Genomic DNA, 16,890 nt, shown 5'->3' on the forward strand with positions numbered 1-16,890 from the left:
CAGGTTCCCCTACGGTTACCTTGTTACGACTTCACCCCAGTCATGAACCACACCGTGGTAAACGCCCTCCCGAAGGTTAAGCTATCTACTTCTGGTGCAACCCACTCCCATGGTGTGACGGGCGGTGTGTACAAGGCCCGGGAACGTATTCACCGTGACATTCTGATTCACGATTACTAGCGATTCCGACTTCATGGAGTCGAGTTGCAGACTCCAATCCGGACTTAGACGTACTTTATGAGGTCCGCTTGCTCTCGCGAGGTCGCCTCCCTTTGTATACGCCATTGTAGCACGTGTGTAGCCCTGGTCGTAAGGGCCATGATGACTTGACGTCGTCCCCACCTTCCTCCGCTTTATCAACGGCAGTCTCCTTTGAGTTCCCGGCCAAACCGATGGCAACAAAGGATAAGGGTTGCGCTCGTTGCGGGACTTAACCCAACATTTCACAACACGAGCTGACGACAGCCATGCAGCACCTGTCTCACAGTTCCCGAAGGCACTCCCATATCTCTACAGGATTCTGTGGATGTCAAGACCAGGTAAGGTTCTTCGCGTTGCATCGAATTAAACCACATGCTCCACCGCTTGTGCGGGCCCCCGTCAATTCATTTGAGTTTTAACCTTGCGGCCGTACTCCCCAGGCGGTCGATTTATCGCGTTAGCTTCGGAGCCCATCACTCTAGGCAACAAACTCCAAATCGACATCGTTTACAGCGTGGACTACCAGGGTATCTAATCCTGTTTGCTCCCCACGCTTTCGCATCTCAGCGTCAGTATCTGTCCAGAAGGCCGCCTTCGCCACCGGTATTCCTCCACATCTCTACGCATTTCACCGCTACACGTGGAATTCTACCTTCCTCTACAATACTCTAGTTAACCAGTTTTAAGTGCAATTCCTAGGTTGAGCCCAGGGCTTTCACACCTAACTTAATTATCCGCCTACATGCCCTTTACGCCCAGTCATTCCGATTAACGCTCGCACCCTCCGTATTACCGCGGCTGCTGGCACGGAGTTAGCCGGTGCTTCTTCTGTAATTAACGTCAATTGTTGCACCTATTAGATACAACACCTTCCTCATCACCGAAAGTACTTTACAACCCGAAGGCCTTCTTCATACACGCGGCATGGCTGCATCAGGGTTCCCCCCATTGTGCAATATTCCCCACTGCTGCCTCCCGTAGGAGTCTGGACCGTGTCTCAGTTCCAGTGTGGCTGGCCATCCTCTCAGACCAGCTAGAGATCGTCGCCTAGGTGAGCCTTTACCCCACCTACTAGCTAATCCCATATGGGTTCATCAAATGGCGCATGGCCCAAAGGTCCCATGCTTTGGTCTCTCAACTTTATGCGGTATTAGCAGTCGTTTCCAACTGTTGTCCCCCACCATTCGGCAGATCCCCATACTTTACTCACCCGTCCGCCACTCGTCATCAAGTGCAAGCACTTATGTTACCGTTCGACTTGCATGTGTTAAGCCTGCCGCCAGCGTTCAATCTGAGCCATGATCAAACTCTTCAATTTAAAGTTTGATGCTCAATAACTGTCTCTGACATATTCAAATGAATCTTCAGTGTCACTTATCAAGACTTAATTTTTTAGTCCGTAGACTTTAATCTTTTGTCTCGCAAGTGCCCACACAGATTGTCTGTTTCTTATTTTTAAAGAGCTAACAGCTTTTCTAAATCAACCTTCCGTTAATTTACTTCGCTGTCTTAAGGGTTGCGTATACTACGCTAACCTTTTTTATTCGTCAAGATCTTTTTTTCAAAATTTTTGATCTTACTTTTTTCACTAACTTGCCTCAGCTTTTCGCTGACGCCGTGTCAGTGGATGCGCATTATAGGGACTTCATTTTTTTTGGCAAGCAAAAATATCCAATTACGTATTTGAATGAATGCTCTTTAAACACCATGAACATTAATGCATTGATAATTATTGAGATTATATTTAGCTAATTTCAAAGCTAATTTTTCAACATATTGATTATGTGCTGTGCTGATAATAATATTTTCTTTTAATGGCGCTTGAATTTTATTAAGGTGAAATTTTTCATTTAGCAGATTATAAGCTCGATTCGCAATTGCACTACCTGAATCAATAAAGGTCGCATTAGGGAAAATGATCTTTAATTCATCTTTAATAAATGGGTAATGAGTACAACCCAATACGATTGTATCTGGGATGATTGGTAAATAGATCCATGGCTGTAATAAATCTTTAAGTTGTTGCATATTTACGGCAATACCTTGCAGCTTATTTTCAGCAATAAGAGCTAATTCAGATAAACCAAGTAGCTCAACGTTGCAATTAGGCGCAAATTGTTGAATTAAATTGGCAGTATAGGATCTTTTGATTGTCGCTTTTGTCGCTAATAGTCCTATGCATTTATTTTTAGTTATTTGACTAGCTGGCTTAATTGCTGGTACAACACCAACAATAGGAAAAGAAAATTTAGAACGCAAACTCGGCAAACAAATAGTACTAGCCGTATTGCATGCAATAATCGCTAAATCAATTGAGTAAAATTTAGTAATAGCTTCTATAACCGAATTGACTCTATTAATTAAAAATGTCGGTGATTTATCTCCATAAGGAAATTCTTCATTATCAAATGCATAAATATAACGCGCATTCGGCAATTTATTATAGATCTCATTATAAATAGATAATCCGCCAATACCTGAATCAAACACTAGCACTGAAGGTGCCCGACTTACAATATTCATTTTAGCTCTAGGTCATTAGATAATTCAAAAACCGCAATATCGTAAATTGATTAAAAATTAATGCAAGCCATTTTATTTAAACAAGCATTACATTTTATCTATGACAATTATTTGGCTAGACGTCTAGATGGTAAAACTGCTAAAATAGTTATTTAGATTAAAGCCGAATATTATATTTTAAGCAATATACAAAAATAATGCTAAGGGGGGGTATTCCATGTCAGAATTTTTATTTACTTCAGAATCCGTTTCAGAAGGTCACCCAGATAAAATTGCCGATCAAATATCTGATGCAGTGCTTGATGCTATATTAAAACAAGATCCAAAAGCACGAGTCGCATGTGAAACCTATGTAAAAACAGGCATGGCTTTAGTCGGTGGAGAAATTACTACTTCAGCTTGGGTTGATATAGAAGAGTTAACTCGGAAAACCATTAATGATATTGGTTACACTAGCTCAGAGATGGGATTTGATGCTAATTCATGTGCTGTTCTTAATGCAATTGGCAAACAATCTCCAGATATTAATCAAGGAGTAGATAAGCAAAATCCACTTGAGCAAGGCGCTGGTGACCAAGGTATTATGTTTGGTTATGCAACAAACGAAATGCCAAACTTAATGCCTGCGGCAATTACTTATGCACATGAGCTTATGCGCAGACAATCAGAAGTTAGAAAAAATGGCACGCTTCCTTGGTTGAGACCGGATGCCAAAAGCCAAGTCACGTTAATTTATGAAGATGGAAAAATCAAAGGTGTTGATACAATTGTTTTATCGACACAACACTCCACAGATATTGAGCAAAAAGCATTACATGAAGCTGTTATGGAAGAAATCATTAAACCAACATTACCAGCTCAATGGTTAACAGCAAGAACAAAATACTTTATTAATCCAACGGGACGCTTTGTTATTGGAGGACCAATGGGAGACTGTGGACTAACTGGCCGCAAAATCATAGTGGACACATATGGAGGTGCTGCGCACCATGGCGGTGGCGCATTTTCAGGAAAGGATCCGTCAAAAGTTGACCGCTCAGCGGCTTATGCTGCCCGCTATGTTGCCAAAAATATTGTTGCTGCTGGGCTTGCTGACCGATGTGAATTACAAATATCTTACGCAATTGGTATTGCAAATCCTACATCAATTTATGTCAATACTTTTGGTACCGAAAAAATCAATCACGATAAAATTGTTTCATTGATTAAAGAATTTTTTGACTTAAGACCTTATGGATTAATTCAAATGCTTGATCTTATTCAACCAATTTATCAACAAACGGCAAGTTATGGTCATTTTGGCCGAGATATTTTTCCTTGGGAAAAAACTGACAAGGCAGCACTACTTCGCGATGCAGCAGGATTATAAGCGCATACCAATTTATTTACATAATCAAATAATGGCTTGTTTAAGAACTCACTTAATGCAAGCCAATCAATTTTTACATACCGAATATAAAGAACCTAACATCATCTACAAACCCAAAGGTAGCATTGCAGGTAGTGCGCTTTTAATGCGTTGGGAAATTCAACTTAATTCAGTTATGTTACTAGAAAATGGCACCCAATTTATTGAAGAAGTCGTGCCCCATGAGCTTGCTCATCTCATTGTTTTTAAAGAATTTGGCAAAGTCAAACCACATGGTAAAGAATGGCAATATGTTATGTCAAAAATTTTCGACAAGACACCTTCAACAACTCATCATTTTCAGGTAAAGCGCAACACTCATTTATACTACTGCCAGTGCCAACAACATCACTTAACATCAATAAGACACAATAAAATCCAAAAGAATAACACTAGTTATTTATGCCGCAAATGCGGTACTATACTCAAATTCAAAAACGTCACTTAATATTAAGATATTGTATGTGTAAATTAGATTTCCATTTTTATAAAAGCTCTTTGTTGATTCTTACTCTTGGTATTATTCTTTACATTACAGGCAATTTCTTTATACCTTTATACAATGGGCTTACCGTCACTCTTATTGAACATGTTCAATCACTTTTTTTATTATTCATGTGTGGCTACACTTATTATTATGCTCAGCGAGTAGCTGAACATTCACAACTATATAAATTTTGGATTTGGACAATATTTTGGTGGTTTATGCTTTTTGGGCGAGGAATTAGCTGGGGAAGAGATTTCTTTCCCGATGTGCCACGTTTTTATTATAAAATTATTGCTAGCACTTTAATCTCTATCCCAATGCTAAGTATGTTTTTACCAACTATTCGCCAAGAAATTGCACGTCGATACAAATTTGAACAAATTCCAGTTTGGCATATATTTTTAGCTTTTCTATTCTTAGGAATAGCTGATATTGCTGAGCATCATCGTATGGGGCATGAATTCTTAGTTATAGCAAAAGAACGAAAAGATTTAATCGAAGAGTTAATGGAGTGCCCCTGCCTTCTTTGTTTAGCTTTAACGACATTTTATATGCAAAAAAATGAACAAAAAAAGAAGGAGAATTTATAATGTTAAGCTATCGCCATAGTTATCACGCAGGCAATCACGCTGATGTGCTAAAGCATGTAGTTTTAACACTATGTATTGAGTCATTAAAAGAAAAAGAAAAATCTTTTTTATATCTAGATACACACTCTGGCGCAGGAAGGTACTTATTACGAGGCGAACATGCCGAAAAAACAGGCGAATATTTATCAGGAATTAATTTGATATGGCAACAAGCTAATATTCCGGAATTGCTTAATAGCTATATATCAGTATTAAAGCGCTATAATCCTTTTGATGAATTAAAATATTATCCTGGCTCGCCTTTAATTGCTAAACAATTACTACGCGAGCAAGACAAACTTAATCTTACCGAATTACATCCAACAGACTACCCCTTATTGAGACAAGAATTTAATAAAGATAAACGAACAAAAGTATTACGTGAAGATGGTTTTGCACAATTAAAATCAAAGTTACCACCAAGTTCACGGCGAGGGATTATCCTAATCGATCCTTCCTATGAAATAAAAGATGACTATCAAAAAATTCCTGCTGCACTATTTGAAGCTTATAAACGTTTTGCTACAGGTGTCTATCTAATTTGGTATCCGGTGGTATCTCGTACCCAAACGCAAAAAATGATTGATAATATTGTTAATTTAGGTATTAAACGTATTTCTCAGTTTGAGCTTGCCATCAAACCTGATAATAATCAAAAAGGCATGACTGCATCAGGAATGATAGTGATTAACCCACCATGGAAATTACATGAACAAATGCTTACAATCATGCCGTGGTTGAAAACCACCTTAGACATTCACAAAACGGGAAGTTTCATCATTAAAGAGTTAGTTACGGAATAACTTTTTGTTATTGGTTATCAAACACTTTCAGAAAAACCTATGCTTAAGTAAAAAATCATGAAAAAAAATGGCAAGAAAATAGATAAACCCACAAAATAACCGCCAATAATAACGATAAAAAGACTGCGGCTGAGCCATAGTCTTTTGCTCGACCAGATAAATCATGTCTTTCAGTGCTAATGCGATCAACAACACACTCAATCGCACTATTAATTAACTCTGTAATCATCACAACACCAATTGACCCCAATAACAAAATTCGTTCATAAATAGAAAAATCGACCAGCATTACGATAATATAAGCCACAACCAATAAAATGAACTCTTGGCGAAACGCTGTTTCATATTTGATCGCCGATTTTAAGCCTTTTAAAGAGTATTTTGTTGCATTAAAAATGCGCAGTAGTCCTGCCGTTTTTTTCATTATAGTATTCCAAATCTAAAATTACCTTACATAACCATAGTTCATCAAACGTTGGAATCGTCTTTCTAGTAATGTAGATAAATCCATATTTTCAAGCTCATCAAGATCACTAAGTAGCTGTGTTTTAAGTGAAACAGATACAGTAGCATAATCTCGGTGAGCGCCACCTAAAGGCTCTGGCACGATTGAATCAATTAAATTTAATTTTAATAAATTATCTGCCGTCATATTCATGGCTTCAGCAGCAATTGGTGCTTTATCTGCACTTTTCCATAAAATAGAAGCACAACCTTCTGGTGAGATAACAGAATAAGTACTATATTGAAGCATATTAACCTTATCTGCCACACCAATCGCTAGCGCTCCACCAGAGCCACCTTCCCCAATGACGGTGCAAATGGTAGGAACTTTAAGGCGTGACATTTCTCTTAAATTACGCGCAATAGCTTCTGCTTGACCTCGCTCTTCGGCACCAATCCCAGGATAAGCCCCAGGAGTGTCAATAAAAGTAATAATGGGCAATTTAAAACGTTCAGCTAGTTGCATTAACCGTAAAGCTTTACGATAGCCTTCTGGGGCCGGCATACCAAAATTTCGATAAATCTTCTGTTTTGTTTCACGGCCTTTTTGATGCCCAATAACTACCACCGAGCGCCCATCAATACGTGCGATCCCACCAACAATGGCTTTATCATCAGCATAGGCTCTGTCACCTGCCAATTCATCAAAATCGGTAAAAACTTCTTTTATATAATCTAATGTATAAGGACGATTTGGATGTCTAGCTAGTTGCGCAATTTCCCAAGGCGTTAAATTAGCAAATATTTTTTTTGTTAACTCACGACTTTTTTTATGTAATTGCTTAATTTCTTTATCTAAATTAATATCTAATTCTACTTGTTGCGAATCTATATTCTTCAAGGAATTAATTTTTGCTTCTAATTCCGCTATCGGCTTTTCAAATTCCAAAAAATTATTCATAACGCTTGTAATTGCCTCTTAATTTATTCGGTATTTTAAAAAAATACACTACTTAATACAATATACTGACTAACTCTTAAGATAAAATTAAATCAATTCTACTATGTAACACTCATTGAAGCCACCTACATTTGTATTATTAGGCTTCAATTATTATGCCTATCACATTGACTGAAATATAACTTCATTTATTCAATAAATTTATAATGCTTACTATTATTAATTAGGTTTATCTGATTTATTCGAACTCAAATTCTATACGCTCAACACCAAGTAGTGTCTTTAGTTCAACAATCAAAGCATCTTCCGGAATAATTCTCCATTTCGTGCCAAATTGGATCCTCACAACTGAATCGTCTCGATGATAATATAAGTTAACAGGTACGCTACCATGCCGATAAGGCTCTAACAACTGTTGCAAACGTTGTAATATTGCTTGATTTGTTTCGTTTTCAGTTAACGTAATGGACAATCCTTTTACATATTTAGTTCGAGCATCTTTTAAATCAACAATATCTCGCACCGACATTTTAAAGCCACCATTAAAATCGTCATGGCTAACTTGCCCCGTCACAATTAAAATTTTATCTTTTACAAGTAAATGCCCAAAATTTTCTAAAGACTCCGCAAAAAGCATACCATCAATTCGACCAGAACGATCATCTAAAGTAAATAAACCAATCTTATTCCCTCTTTTGGTAATTCTAACCCTAGCATCTACTAAAATGCCTGCAAAAGTGACCACTTTTCCCCATCCTGTCGGCGATGCTTCACTAATTCGTAGCCCACCTGTATAACGATTTAATTCTTTTAAATATTGCGTTACAGGATGCCCTGTTAAATAAAGCCCTAAAGCCTCACGTTCTCCATCAAGCAAAACTTGATCAGGCAATTCTGGAACCGCAGCATAAGCATGTTCAACTTGTTCGGGTTCTTCTGCTAACACACCAAACATATCTTCTTGACCAATATGTTGCGCTTTAGCATATTGATCTGCTGCCTGCATTGCATCATTGATACTATGTAAAATAGCTGCCCGATGGGGCCCTAATTTATCAAATGCCCCTGCCATAGTGAGTTTTTCAAGCACACGGCGGTTAACCTTCTTCATATCTGTTCTAGCACAAAGCTCAAAAATATTTTTGAAGTACCCACCACTATTACGTGCTTCAACAATTGCCTCTATAGGTCCTTCTCCAACACCTTTTATCGCACCTATTCCATAAACAATTTCTCCTTTATCATTTACATGAAAATGATAAAGCCCACTGTTAATATCAGGATGGTTGACTTTTAATCCCATTCGTAAGCACTCGTCAACCAAACCGACAATTTTATCAGTATTATCCATATCAGCAGTCATAACCGCAGCCATAAATTCGGCAGGATAGTGAGTTTTTAGCCATAACGTTTGATAAGAAACAAGTGCATATGCCGCCGAGTGAGATTTATTAAAACCATACCCAGCAAACTTCTCAACCAGATCAAATATTCTCATTGACAATTCGCCATCAATGCCCTGTTTTTCTGCCCCTTCTTTAAAAACAGAACGTTGCTTTGCCATCTCCTCGGGCTTTTTCTTACCCATAGCTCGACGTAGTAAATCAGCACCGCCTAGTGTATAACCTGATAAGGTCTGTGCGATTTGCATAACTTGTTCTTGATATAAAATAATACCGTATGTTGGCTCTAAAATAGGTTTTAATGATTCATGTTGATATTTAATATCGGGATAAGAAACCTCTTCTCGACCATGTTTGCGGTCAATGAAGTTATCTACCATACCTGATTGTAATGGACCAGGGCGAAATAGTGCAACTAAAGCAATCATATCCTCAAAACAGTCCGGTTTTAACCGTCTGATTAAGTCTTTCATCCCTCTAGATTCTAACTGGAATACAGCTGTGGTTTCAGCTTTTAACAATAATTCAAACGATTTTTCATCATCTAAAGGAATTCTAGTGATATCGACTCTTTCTTTTCCAGTTCGAAGCTGGCGATCATTAATCATTTTGATGGCCCAATCAATAATGGTTAATGTTCTTAGCCCTAAAAAGTCAAACTTGACAAGCCCTGCATATTCAACATCGTTTTTATCAAACTGAGTAACTGGGTGATGACCTTCTGGATCACAATAAATTGGTGAAAAATCAGTAATCTTAGTTGGGGAAATGACTACTCCCCCAGCATGCTTACCTGCATTTCGAGTTACGCCTTCTAATTGGCGTGCAATATCGATTAATGATTTAACTTCTTCATTATTATCATATAAATCTTGAAGCTGAGACTCAATTTCAAAAGCTTTAGCGAGAGTCATGCCTGGATCTAAAGGTATTAATTTAGAAATACGATCAACAAATCCATAAGGATGTCCAAGCACTCGACCAACATCCCGTATTACCGCTTTAGCTGCCATAGTACCAAAGGTTATAATTTGGGAAACAGCATCTCGCCCATACATATCAGCAACATGATCAATAACCAGATCGCGTTTTTCCATACAAAAATCAACATCAAAATCGGGCATTGAAACACGTTCTGGATTTAGAAAACGTTCAAAAAGCAAATCAAACGCAAGTGGATCTAAATCGGTAATTTTTAGAGCATACGCAACGAGTGAACCTGCACCAGAGCCTCGCCCTGGTCCTACAGGAATATCATTATCTTTTGACCATTGAATGAATTCCATAACAATTAGAAAGTAGCCAGGAAAACCCATTTGATTAATAACAGTTAATTCCGTTTCTAAACGTTCATCATATTCAGATCTTCTTTGTTTTCTGATTTCAGGATCAGGAAATAAAAACGTTAATCTTTCTTCTAATCCTTCACGCGATTTATGCACTAAAAAGTCTTCAGTTGACATATCGCCAGTTGGAAATTTAGGTAAAAAATACTCTCCCAACCGGATAGAAACATTACAACGCTTTGCTATTTCAACACTATTTTCAAGGGATTCAGGAATATCAGAAAATAACTCACACATTTCCTGTTCTGAACGTAGATATTGCTCGGACGAGTAATTTTTAGGCCTAGAAGGATCATCTAATGTATTGCCATCATGAATAGCAACACGAATCTCATGCGCTTCAAAATCAGAAGCTTTTAAAAATCGAACATCATTAGTTGCAACGACTGGTAACAAATATTGTTCGGCCAAACTTACAGCACGATGAATAAATAGTTCTTCATTGTTGCGTTTAGTTCGTACTAATTCAAAATAAAAATGGTCATGAAAATTTGCAAGATAAAAATTAATCGCATTATCAATGATAATTTGATTATTGCGAACAATGCCAATACCAATATCGCTTTCACGCCCAGCTAATACAATTAACCCAGCTCGATGCTCAATCAACCACTCATTATCAACAACGGGAAAATCACCAATATACCCTCGTTGATAAGCTTTAGAAATTAATAAAGTAAGATTTTGATACCCTTGATTATTAGCCGCTAATAGAGTTAAACGATAAATATCATCAGGCATTTGGGGGCTTCTAATAGCAAGATCGGCACCAATGATCGGTTTAATACCTTTAGACATTGCTGAGCCATAAAACTTAACTAGTCCACAAAGATTAGTAAAATCAGTGATCGCAAAAGCGGGCATCTGTAACTTGCTCACTTCATTTACTAATGTGCCAACTTTGGCAATTCCATCAATCATTGAGAAATCACTATGTAAATGAAGGTGAATAAATTTAGGTTGCGCCATAATTACCAAAATTAAGCTATAAAATTAGTTTGCAATTATAACACAAGCAGGGAAAATATTCTTATTCTCTTTAATTACGAGTTCTAATTGAAAAGAAAAGAGGGAAGCCATTTTTATTATAAGTTTTATCAGTGAAAATATATATTAAAAATATCCCACCAATAATAAGCTATTGGTGGATAATAAGATATTAGATTTTCTTAAACAGCACTGAACCATTAGTTCCACCGAAACCAAAAGAATTACAAAGTGCGTATTCTAAGTTTTTAACTTGACGAGCAGTATGTGGAACATAATCAAGATCGCAACCATCATCAGGATTATCTAGATTAATTGTTGGTGGCACGGCTTGATCACTCAATGCAAGTACAGTAAAAATTGACTCAACTGCACCCGCAGCACCCAATAAATGCCCTATCATTGATTTAGTTGAACTAACCATAACTTTGTTGGCATTTGCTTTAAATATACTTTTTACTGCTTGAGTTTCAGCTTTATCACCAGCTGGTGTCGAAGTGCCATGAGCATTGATATAACCAACTTGCTCAGGGTTAATACCTGCATCACGAAGTGCACATTTCATTGCTAAAGCTGCACCACTGCCATCCACAGGAGGAGAAGTCATATGATAAGCATCACCACTCATACCAAAACCAACAACTTCAGCATAAATTTTAGCGCCGCGTTTTTTGGCATGCTCATATTCTTCTAAGAACATAATTCCTGCACCATCTCCTAGCACAAAGCCATCACGATCTTTATCCCAAGGGCGACTTGCTGCTTTAGGATTATCATTGTTAGTTGATAAGGCACGAGCAGCCCCAAAACCACCAATACCAAGTGGTGTACTAGCTTTCTCTCCACCGCCTGCTAACATAGCATCTGCATCACCATAGGCAATCATACGTGCTGCATGACCAATATTATGCACACCAGAAGAACATGCTGTGGCAATAGTAATACTAGGTCCTTTTAATCCATAAATAATGGATAAGTGACCAGCAATCATATTAACAATTGTTGACGGAACAAAAAATGGGCTAATTTTACGTGGCCCACCATTGACTAATGCGCTGTGGTTTTCTTCAATTAACCCAAGTCCACCAATACCTGAGCCTATCGCGCAACCAATTCGTTCAGCATTTTCTCCCGTGATCTCAATGCCCGCATCTTGCATTGCTTGCATACCCGCAGCAATACCGTATTGAATAAAAAAATCCATTTTACGAGCATCTTTGCGTGAAATATTATAATCTTCGCCATTAAAGTTTTTAACCATCGCTGCGAAGCGTGTTGCGAAAGGGGCTGTATCGAAGTGTTCTATGAGTTCAACGCCACTTTGCCCAGCGAGTAAAGCTTGCCAAGTGGATTCAACTGTATTACCTACAGGAGATATCATGCCCATTCCAGTAACAACAACTCTGCGTTTAGACACATTGTCCTCCAGGAAAGGATTGAAATGAAATTTGAATCATTGAAAATTTTATTTTGAGTTTTCTGCCAATCTATACCGCTTTTCTTTCGTTTAGAACTAAATAGGTAGATGCAAACTAGGCGATCATATGACCGCCTATTATGAAAACTCTGCTAAACCTTATTGATTCGCAGTAATATAATCAATTGCTGATTGAACAGTTGTAATTTTTTCAGCTTCTTCATCAGGAATTTCAGTATCAAATTCTTCTTCTAAAGCCATAACTAATTCAACTGTATCAAGAGAGTCAGCGCCAAGATCTTCGATGAAAGAAGATTCATTTTTAACTTCTTCCTCTTTTACACCAAGTTGCTCAACAATAATTTTCTTAACTCGCTCTTCAATAGTGCTCATACTCTTTTTTTTCCTATAAAAATCGCCGAAAGTGGCGGTGAATGTAAGTTTATAAAATGTTGAAAAAGATGCCAATCATTTTTCAACCCAATTGCTTATTTTTTATACAAAACTTCAATATATTGACTCATTTTACACTATTCTAGGCAATTACACCATATACATACCACCATTGACATGTAAAGTTTCGCCAGTAATGTAAGATGCTTCATCTGAGACCAAAAATGCTACAGCATTTGCAATTTCAGTTGGCTCACCTAAACGCCCTGCAGGTACTTGTGCCAATGTTAAAGCTTTTTGCTCATCAGTTAATGCTTTTGTCATGTCTGTTGCAATAAAGCCAGGTGCAACTACATTAACAGTTATACCGCGCGATGCAACTTCACGCGCTAATGATTTACTAAAACCAATTAAACCAGCTTTTGCTGCAGCATAGTTAGCTTGACCAGCATTACCCATTGTACCCACTACTGAGCCAATAGTGACAATTCTGCCATAACGCTTTTTCATCATTGTGCGCAATAATGCTTTAGATAACCGAAAAACAGACGTTAAATTTGTATTTAAAATATCTTGCCATTCATCTTCTTTCATTCGCATTAATAAATTATCACGAGTAATACCAGCGTTATTAACTAGAATATCAATATCACCAAATTCAGTTTTAATTGCGGCAATAACAGATTCAATTGATGTCTCATCGATCACATTTAAAATAAAGCCTTTCCCATGTGAACCTAAATATTGGCTAATGGCATCAGCACCTTTTTCTGTTGTCGCTGTACCAATAACGGTTGCGCCACAAGCAACTAGTTTTTCCGCAATCGCTTTACCAATCCCACGGCTTGCACCAGTTACTAACGCAATTTTTCCTGATAAGTTCATAACAACCCCTTTTTTTATCTAGTATTTTCTAATGCAGCATCTAATGAAGCTTTATCATTAACAGCACAACCAGACAAGGTATCAACAATACGTTTAGTTAGCCCTGTTAACACTTTACCAGAGCCAACTTCAACTAAAAGCGTTACACCTTGTTTTGCCATTTCTTCAACAGTTTCAGTCCAACGAACAGGGCTGTAAAGCTGAGCAATTAGTGCAGCTTTGATTTTTTCAGCTGATGTTTCAATTTTAACATTAGTAGTATTGATAACTGCAAAATTTGGCGTACTAAATTCTATATCGTTTAATGTATTGGCTAATTTATCTGCTGCTGGTTTCATTAACGCACAATGAGATGGCACGCTAACAGCAAGTGGTAGAGCTCGCTTTGCACCAGCTTCTTTACACAATGCAGCAGCCCGTTCAACGGCTTCTTTATGCCCAGCGATAACAACTTGACCTGGGGAGTTAAAATTTACTGGAGCAACAACTTGACCTTGAGCTGCTTGTTCACATGCTTTATTAATTGAATCATTATCTAATCCAATAATGGCATACATTGCACCTGTGCCACTTGGCACAGCGTCTTGCATTAATTTACCTCGTAATTCAACTAATTTAATGGCATCTTTGAAGTCAATAACACCAGCACAGACTAATGCTGAATATTCTCCTAAACTATGACCAGCCATAAAAGCAGGTTGAGCACCACTGACACTTTGCCATACTCTAAATATTGCAACAGAAGCAGCAAGTAGCGCTGGTTGTGTTTGCCATGTTTTATTTAATTCTTCTACAGGGCCTTCTTGTACCAGCTTCCATAAATCATAACCGAGTACTTCAGAAGCTTCATCAAATGTTGATTTCACAATTGAATAATTATCAGCAAGTTCTTTTAACATACCGACAGATTGTGAACCTTGTCCTGGAAATACCATTGCAAATTTGGTCATTATTAAATCCTTGATTATAAAAACAAACTAAAATCTAACTAGTGCTGATCCCCAAACAAATCCACCACCAAACGCTTCTAACAAAATTAAGTGACCTCGTTGAATTCGTCCATCTCGCACACCAGCATCTAAAGCGCAAGGCACAGAGGCAGCTGAGGTGTTACCCTGCTTATCTAATGTAACAATAACTTTACTCATGTCCAAATCTAGTCGTTTAGCAGTCGCAGAAATAATTCTCAAATTTGCTTGATGTGGCACAAGCCAATCCAAATCGGCTTTGTTAAACGCATTCTCAACCAAAAGTTCATCAACCAAATTTGAAAGCTCTTTAACTGCAACTTTAAATACTTCATTACCATGCATAGTCATATAGACTGGATCGTCTATATTACGACGATCAACATATGGGTACTTTAATAAATTGCCATAACGACCATCAGCATGGAGGTGTGAAGCGACAATACCAGGCTCTTCTGATGCGCCCACAACAACTGCTCCTGCACCATCACCAAAAATAATAATGGTTCCACGGTCATTTGGATCCACGCCACGTGTTAACATATCTGAACCAACGACTAAAGCGTATTTAATAGCACCGCTTTTAATATATTTATCTGCAATATCGAGTGCATAAATAAATCCAGAACAAGCTGCAGATACATCAAACGCAACAACATCACCAATGTCTAATTTGGCCTGTAATTCTGTTGCAGAACTTGGAAATGCATTGACCGAGGTTGCCGTTGCAAAAATAATCATACCGATTTCTTCTTTATCAATATTGGCCATTTCAATTGCATTCATTGCGGCTTCATAAGCCATGCTCGTTACCGTTTCATTTGGTTCTGCAATACGTCTTTCTTTAATACCAGTACGCGTTGTGATCCATTCATCACTAGTATCGACCATTTTTTCAAGATCTGCATTAGTTCTTATCTGTTTTGGAAGATAACTCCCAGTTCCTAATATCTTTGTATACATCTAATTATTCGCTCTTGGGTAGTGCGGAAGAAAGACTCATTGCAATCTTCTCTGGTATATTTGTTTGTATAGCCAAAATAGCTTGTTCTATTGCTGCATAAAATGATTTTTGATTGGCACTACCGTGACTTTTAATCACAATACTTCGAAGTCCAAGCAAGCAAGCTCCATTATATCTTCCAGGATCTAAATAACCAAAATTTTTCGCGATCTTTCTTTGTAGCCATTTACTTAATAATTTCATTAATAATGAATGATGAGATAGGGATAATTTAAACGAAGACATAAAAATTTTTATTAAACCTTCGACTGTTTTTAACGTTACATTACCCACAAAACCATCACAAACAAGCACATCTGTTTTACCTGTTAAAAGTTCGTTACCTTCTAAATAGCCAATATAATTCATTTGGTTATTTGATTTTAAAATAGAAGACGCTAAACGAATCTTATCCAAACCTTTACTATCTTCTTCACCAATATTAAGTAACGCGACACGGGGATGGTCAATATTAAGTACTGTTTTAGCTAAAATTTCGCCCATTATCGCAAACTGCACTAACATATTGCTATCGCACTCTGCATTAGCGCCTAAATCCAATACTACGGTATTTTGATTATTTAATGCAGGAACTGTGGCAACAAGTGCTGGGCGATCTATACCAGTTAATGAACGTAATAATAGTTTTGACAATCCCATTAATGCGCCAGTATTACCCGCACTTACACATGCTTGAGCTTTATTATCTTTAACTAGTTCAAGCGCCATTCTCATAGAGGAGCCTTGACTATGACGAATTGCATAAGAAGGCCTCATATCATTGGCAATAACTGTGGTCGACTCCGTTAATATTAACCGACCTTCTTGTTGATATTGAGTAATTAATTTTGCTTTTTCTTTAGGCAAAAAAAGATTGATTTCTGTTGAGCATCCCACCAGAAAGATAGATAGATTTGGATAACAATTCAGTGCATGTATTGCAGCAGGAACAACAACACGAGGACCGAAGTCCCCGCTCATAGCATCTAACGCAATGGTTAGATTATCCAAAATGTCACCTGAGAATTTCTA

General features: G+C 37.6%; 14 protein-coding genes and 1 rRNA gene. 4 read left to right on the forward strand and 11 right to left on the reverse strand.

What is annotated here, in order from left to right; all coding sequences use genetic code 11:
- Positions 1–1,519, reverse strand: a 16S ribosomal RNA gene (locus tag A9G30_RS11710); the annotation flags it as partial.
- Positions 1,520–1,899: 380 nt separating this feature from the next.
- The gene (gene murI, locus A9G30_RS11715) at positions 1,900–2,724 is read right to left on the reverse strand and encodes a glutamate racemase (protein WP_065567451.1); all 825 of its coding nucleotides are present in this window, start codon (positions 2,722–2,724) and stop codon (positions 1,900–1,902) included.
- A 217-nt stretch (positions 2,725–2,941) separates the two neighbouring features.
- Here murI and metK point away from each other — a divergent pair, with 217 nt between their 5' ends.
- From metK to A9G30_RS11735, 4 genes are read left to right on the forward strand one after another with little or no spacing between them, the layout of a single operon-like run.
- On the forward strand, positions 2,942–4,093 hold the full coding sequence (gene metK / locus A9G30_RS11720) for a methionine adenosyltransferase (RefSeq protein WP_065567450.1): 1,152 nt from the start codon (positions 2,942–2,944) through the stop codon (positions 4,091–4,093).
- On the forward strand, positions 4,077–4,580 hold the full coding sequence (locus A9G30_RS11725) for a SprT family zinc-dependent metalloprotease (protein WP_065589069.1): 504 nt from the start codon (positions 4,077–4,079) through the stop codon (positions 4,578–4,580). Before metK ends, A9G30_RS11725 begins: the two co-directional genes overlap by 17 nt.
- Before the next feature lie 14 nt (positions 4,581–4,594).
- Positions 4,595–5,209 (forward strand): hypothetical protein, encoded by a 615-nt coding sequence (locus A9G30_RS11730; RefSeq protein ID WP_065589070.1) that lies wholly within the window; start codon positions 4,595–4,597, stop codon positions 5,207–5,209.
- Positions 5,209–6,051, forward strand: coding sequence for a 23S rRNA (adenine(2030)-N(6))-methyltransferase RlmJ (locus A9G30_RS11735; RefSeq protein ID WP_065579892.1), 843 nt, complete (start codon positions 5,209–5,211; stop codon positions 6,049–6,051). The genes A9G30_RS11730 and A9G30_RS11735 overlap by 1 nt, the downstream gene beginning before the upstream one ends.
- 55 nt (positions 6,052–6,106) lie before the next feature.
- Here A9G30_RS11735 and A9G30_RS11740 read toward each other — a convergent pair whose 3' ends face one another.
- The 9 genes from A9G30_RS11740 to plsX all read right to left on the reverse strand — a co-directional run bounded on the left by A9G30_RS11740 (position 6,107) and on the right by plsX (position 16,869).
- The gene (locus A9G30_RS11740) at positions 6,107–6,475 is read right to left on the reverse strand and encodes a diacylglycerol kinase (RefSeq protein WP_065567446.1); all 369 of its coding nucleotides are present in this window, start codon (positions 6,473–6,475) and stop codon (positions 6,107–6,109) included.
- A gap of 21 nt (positions 6,476–6,496) precedes the next feature.
- On the reverse strand, positions 6,497–7,456 hold the full coding sequence (gene accA, locus A9G30_RS11745; protein ID WP_065579893.1) for an acetyl-CoA carboxylase carboxyl transferase subunit alpha: 960 nt from the start codon (positions 7,454–7,456) through the stop codon (positions 6,497–6,499).
- Positions 7,457–7,694: 238 nt separating this feature from the next.
- Entirely contained in the window at positions 7,695–11,174 is a 3,480-nt protein-coding gene (gene dnaE / locus A9G30_RS11750) for a DNA polymerase III subunit alpha (RefSeq protein ID WP_065589071.1), read from the reverse strand.
- Between the two features lie 190 nt (positions 11,175–11,364).
- A complete protein-coding gene (gene fabF, locus A9G30_RS11755) occupies positions 11,365–12,609 on the reverse strand; it encodes a beta-ketoacyl-ACP synthase II (protein WP_065589072.1) in 1,245 nt (414 codons plus the stop codon).
- A 159-nt stretch (positions 12,610–12,768) separates the two neighbouring features.
- Positions 12,769–13,002: an acyl carrier protein gene (acpP, locus tag A9G30_RS11760; protein WP_034910452.1), complete on the reverse strand. Its 234-nt coding sequence runs from the start codon at positions 13,000–13,002 to the stop codon at positions 12,769–12,771.
- 150 nt (positions 13,003–13,152) lie between these two features.
- Positions 13,153–13,887: a 3-oxoacyl-ACP reductase FabG gene (fabG, locus tag A9G30_RS11765; protein ID WP_065589073.1), complete on the reverse strand. Its 735-nt coding sequence runs from the start codon at positions 13,885–13,887 to the stop codon at positions 13,153–13,155.
- Positions 13,888–13,901: 14 nt separating this feature from the next.
- Complete coding sequence (gene fabD / locus A9G30_RS11770) at positions 13,902–14,837, reverse strand: ACP S-malonyltransferase (RefSeq protein WP_065589074.1); 936 nt, start codon at positions 14,835–14,837, stop codon at positions 13,902–13,904.
- Between the two features lie 27 nt (positions 14,838–14,864).
- Positions 14,865–15,818, reverse strand: coding sequence for a beta-ketoacyl-ACP synthase III (locus tag A9G30_RS11775; protein WP_065583086.1), 954 nt, complete (start codon positions 15,816–15,818; stop codon positions 14,865–14,867).
- Positions 15,819–15,822: 4 nt separating this feature from the next.
- Complete coding sequence (gene plsX, locus A9G30_RS11780) at positions 15,823–16,869, reverse strand: phosphate acyltransferase PlsX (protein ID WP_065589075.1); 1,047 nt, start codon at positions 16,867–16,869, stop codon at positions 15,823–15,825.
- Positions 16,870–16,890 lie beyond the last annotated feature (21 nt).

Origin of the sequence: Gilliamella sp. Fer4-1 (assembly GCF_001690515.1) — a bacterium.
In the GTDB taxonomy this organism is placed as follows: Bacteria; Pseudomonadota; Gammaproteobacteria; order Enterobacterales; family Orbaceae; genus Gilliamella; species Gilliamella apicola_C.

Excerpts from the sequence above, each read along its gene's own strand:
- murI (WP_065567451.1), bottom strand. The coding sequence starts at position 2,724 with ATGAATATTGTAAGTCGGGCACCTTCAGTGCTAGTGTTTGATTCAGGT.
- metK (WP_065567450.1), top strand. The coding sequence starts at position 2,942 with ATGTCAGAATTTTTATTTACTTCAGAATCCGTTTCAGAAGGTCACCCA.
- A9G30_RS11725 (WP_065589069.1), top strand. The coding sequence starts at position 4,077 with ATGCAGCAGGATTATAAGCGCATACCAATTTATTTACATAATCAAATA.
- A9G30_RS11730 (WP_065589070.1), top strand. The coding sequence starts at position 4,595 with ATGTGTAAATTAGATTTCCATTTTTATAAAAGCTCTTTGTTGATTCTT.
- A9G30_RS11735 (WP_065579892.1), top strand. The coding sequence starts at position 5,209 with ATGTTAAGCTATCGCCATAGTTATCACGCAGGCAATCACGCTGATGTG.
- A9G30_RS11740 (WP_065567446.1), bottom strand. The coding sequence starts at position 6,475 with ATGAAAAAAACGGCAGGACTACTGCGCATTTTTAATGCAACAAAATAC.
- accA (WP_065579893.1), bottom strand. The coding sequence starts at position 7,456 with ATGAATAATTTTTTGGAATTTGAAAAGCCGATAGCGGAATTAGAAGCA.
- dnaE (WP_065589071.1), bottom strand. The coding sequence starts at position 11,174 with ATGGCGCAACCTAAATTTATTCACCTTCATTTACATAGTGATTTCTCA.
- acpP (WP_034910452.1), bottom strand. The coding sequence starts at position 13,002 with ATGAGCACTATTGAAGAGCGAGTTAAGAAAATTATTGTTGAGCAACTT.
- fabG (WP_065589073.1), bottom strand. The coding sequence starts at position 13,887 with ATGAACTTATCAGGAAAAATTGCGTTAGTAACTGGTGCAAGCCGTGGG.
- fabD (WP_065589074.1), bottom strand. The coding sequence starts at position 14,837 with ATGACCAAATTTGCAATGGTATTTCCAGGACAAGGTTCACAATCTGTC.
- A9G30_RS11775 (WP_065583086.1), bottom strand. The coding sequence starts at position 15,818 with ATGTATACAAAGATATTAGGAACTGGGAGTTATCTTCCAAAACAGATA.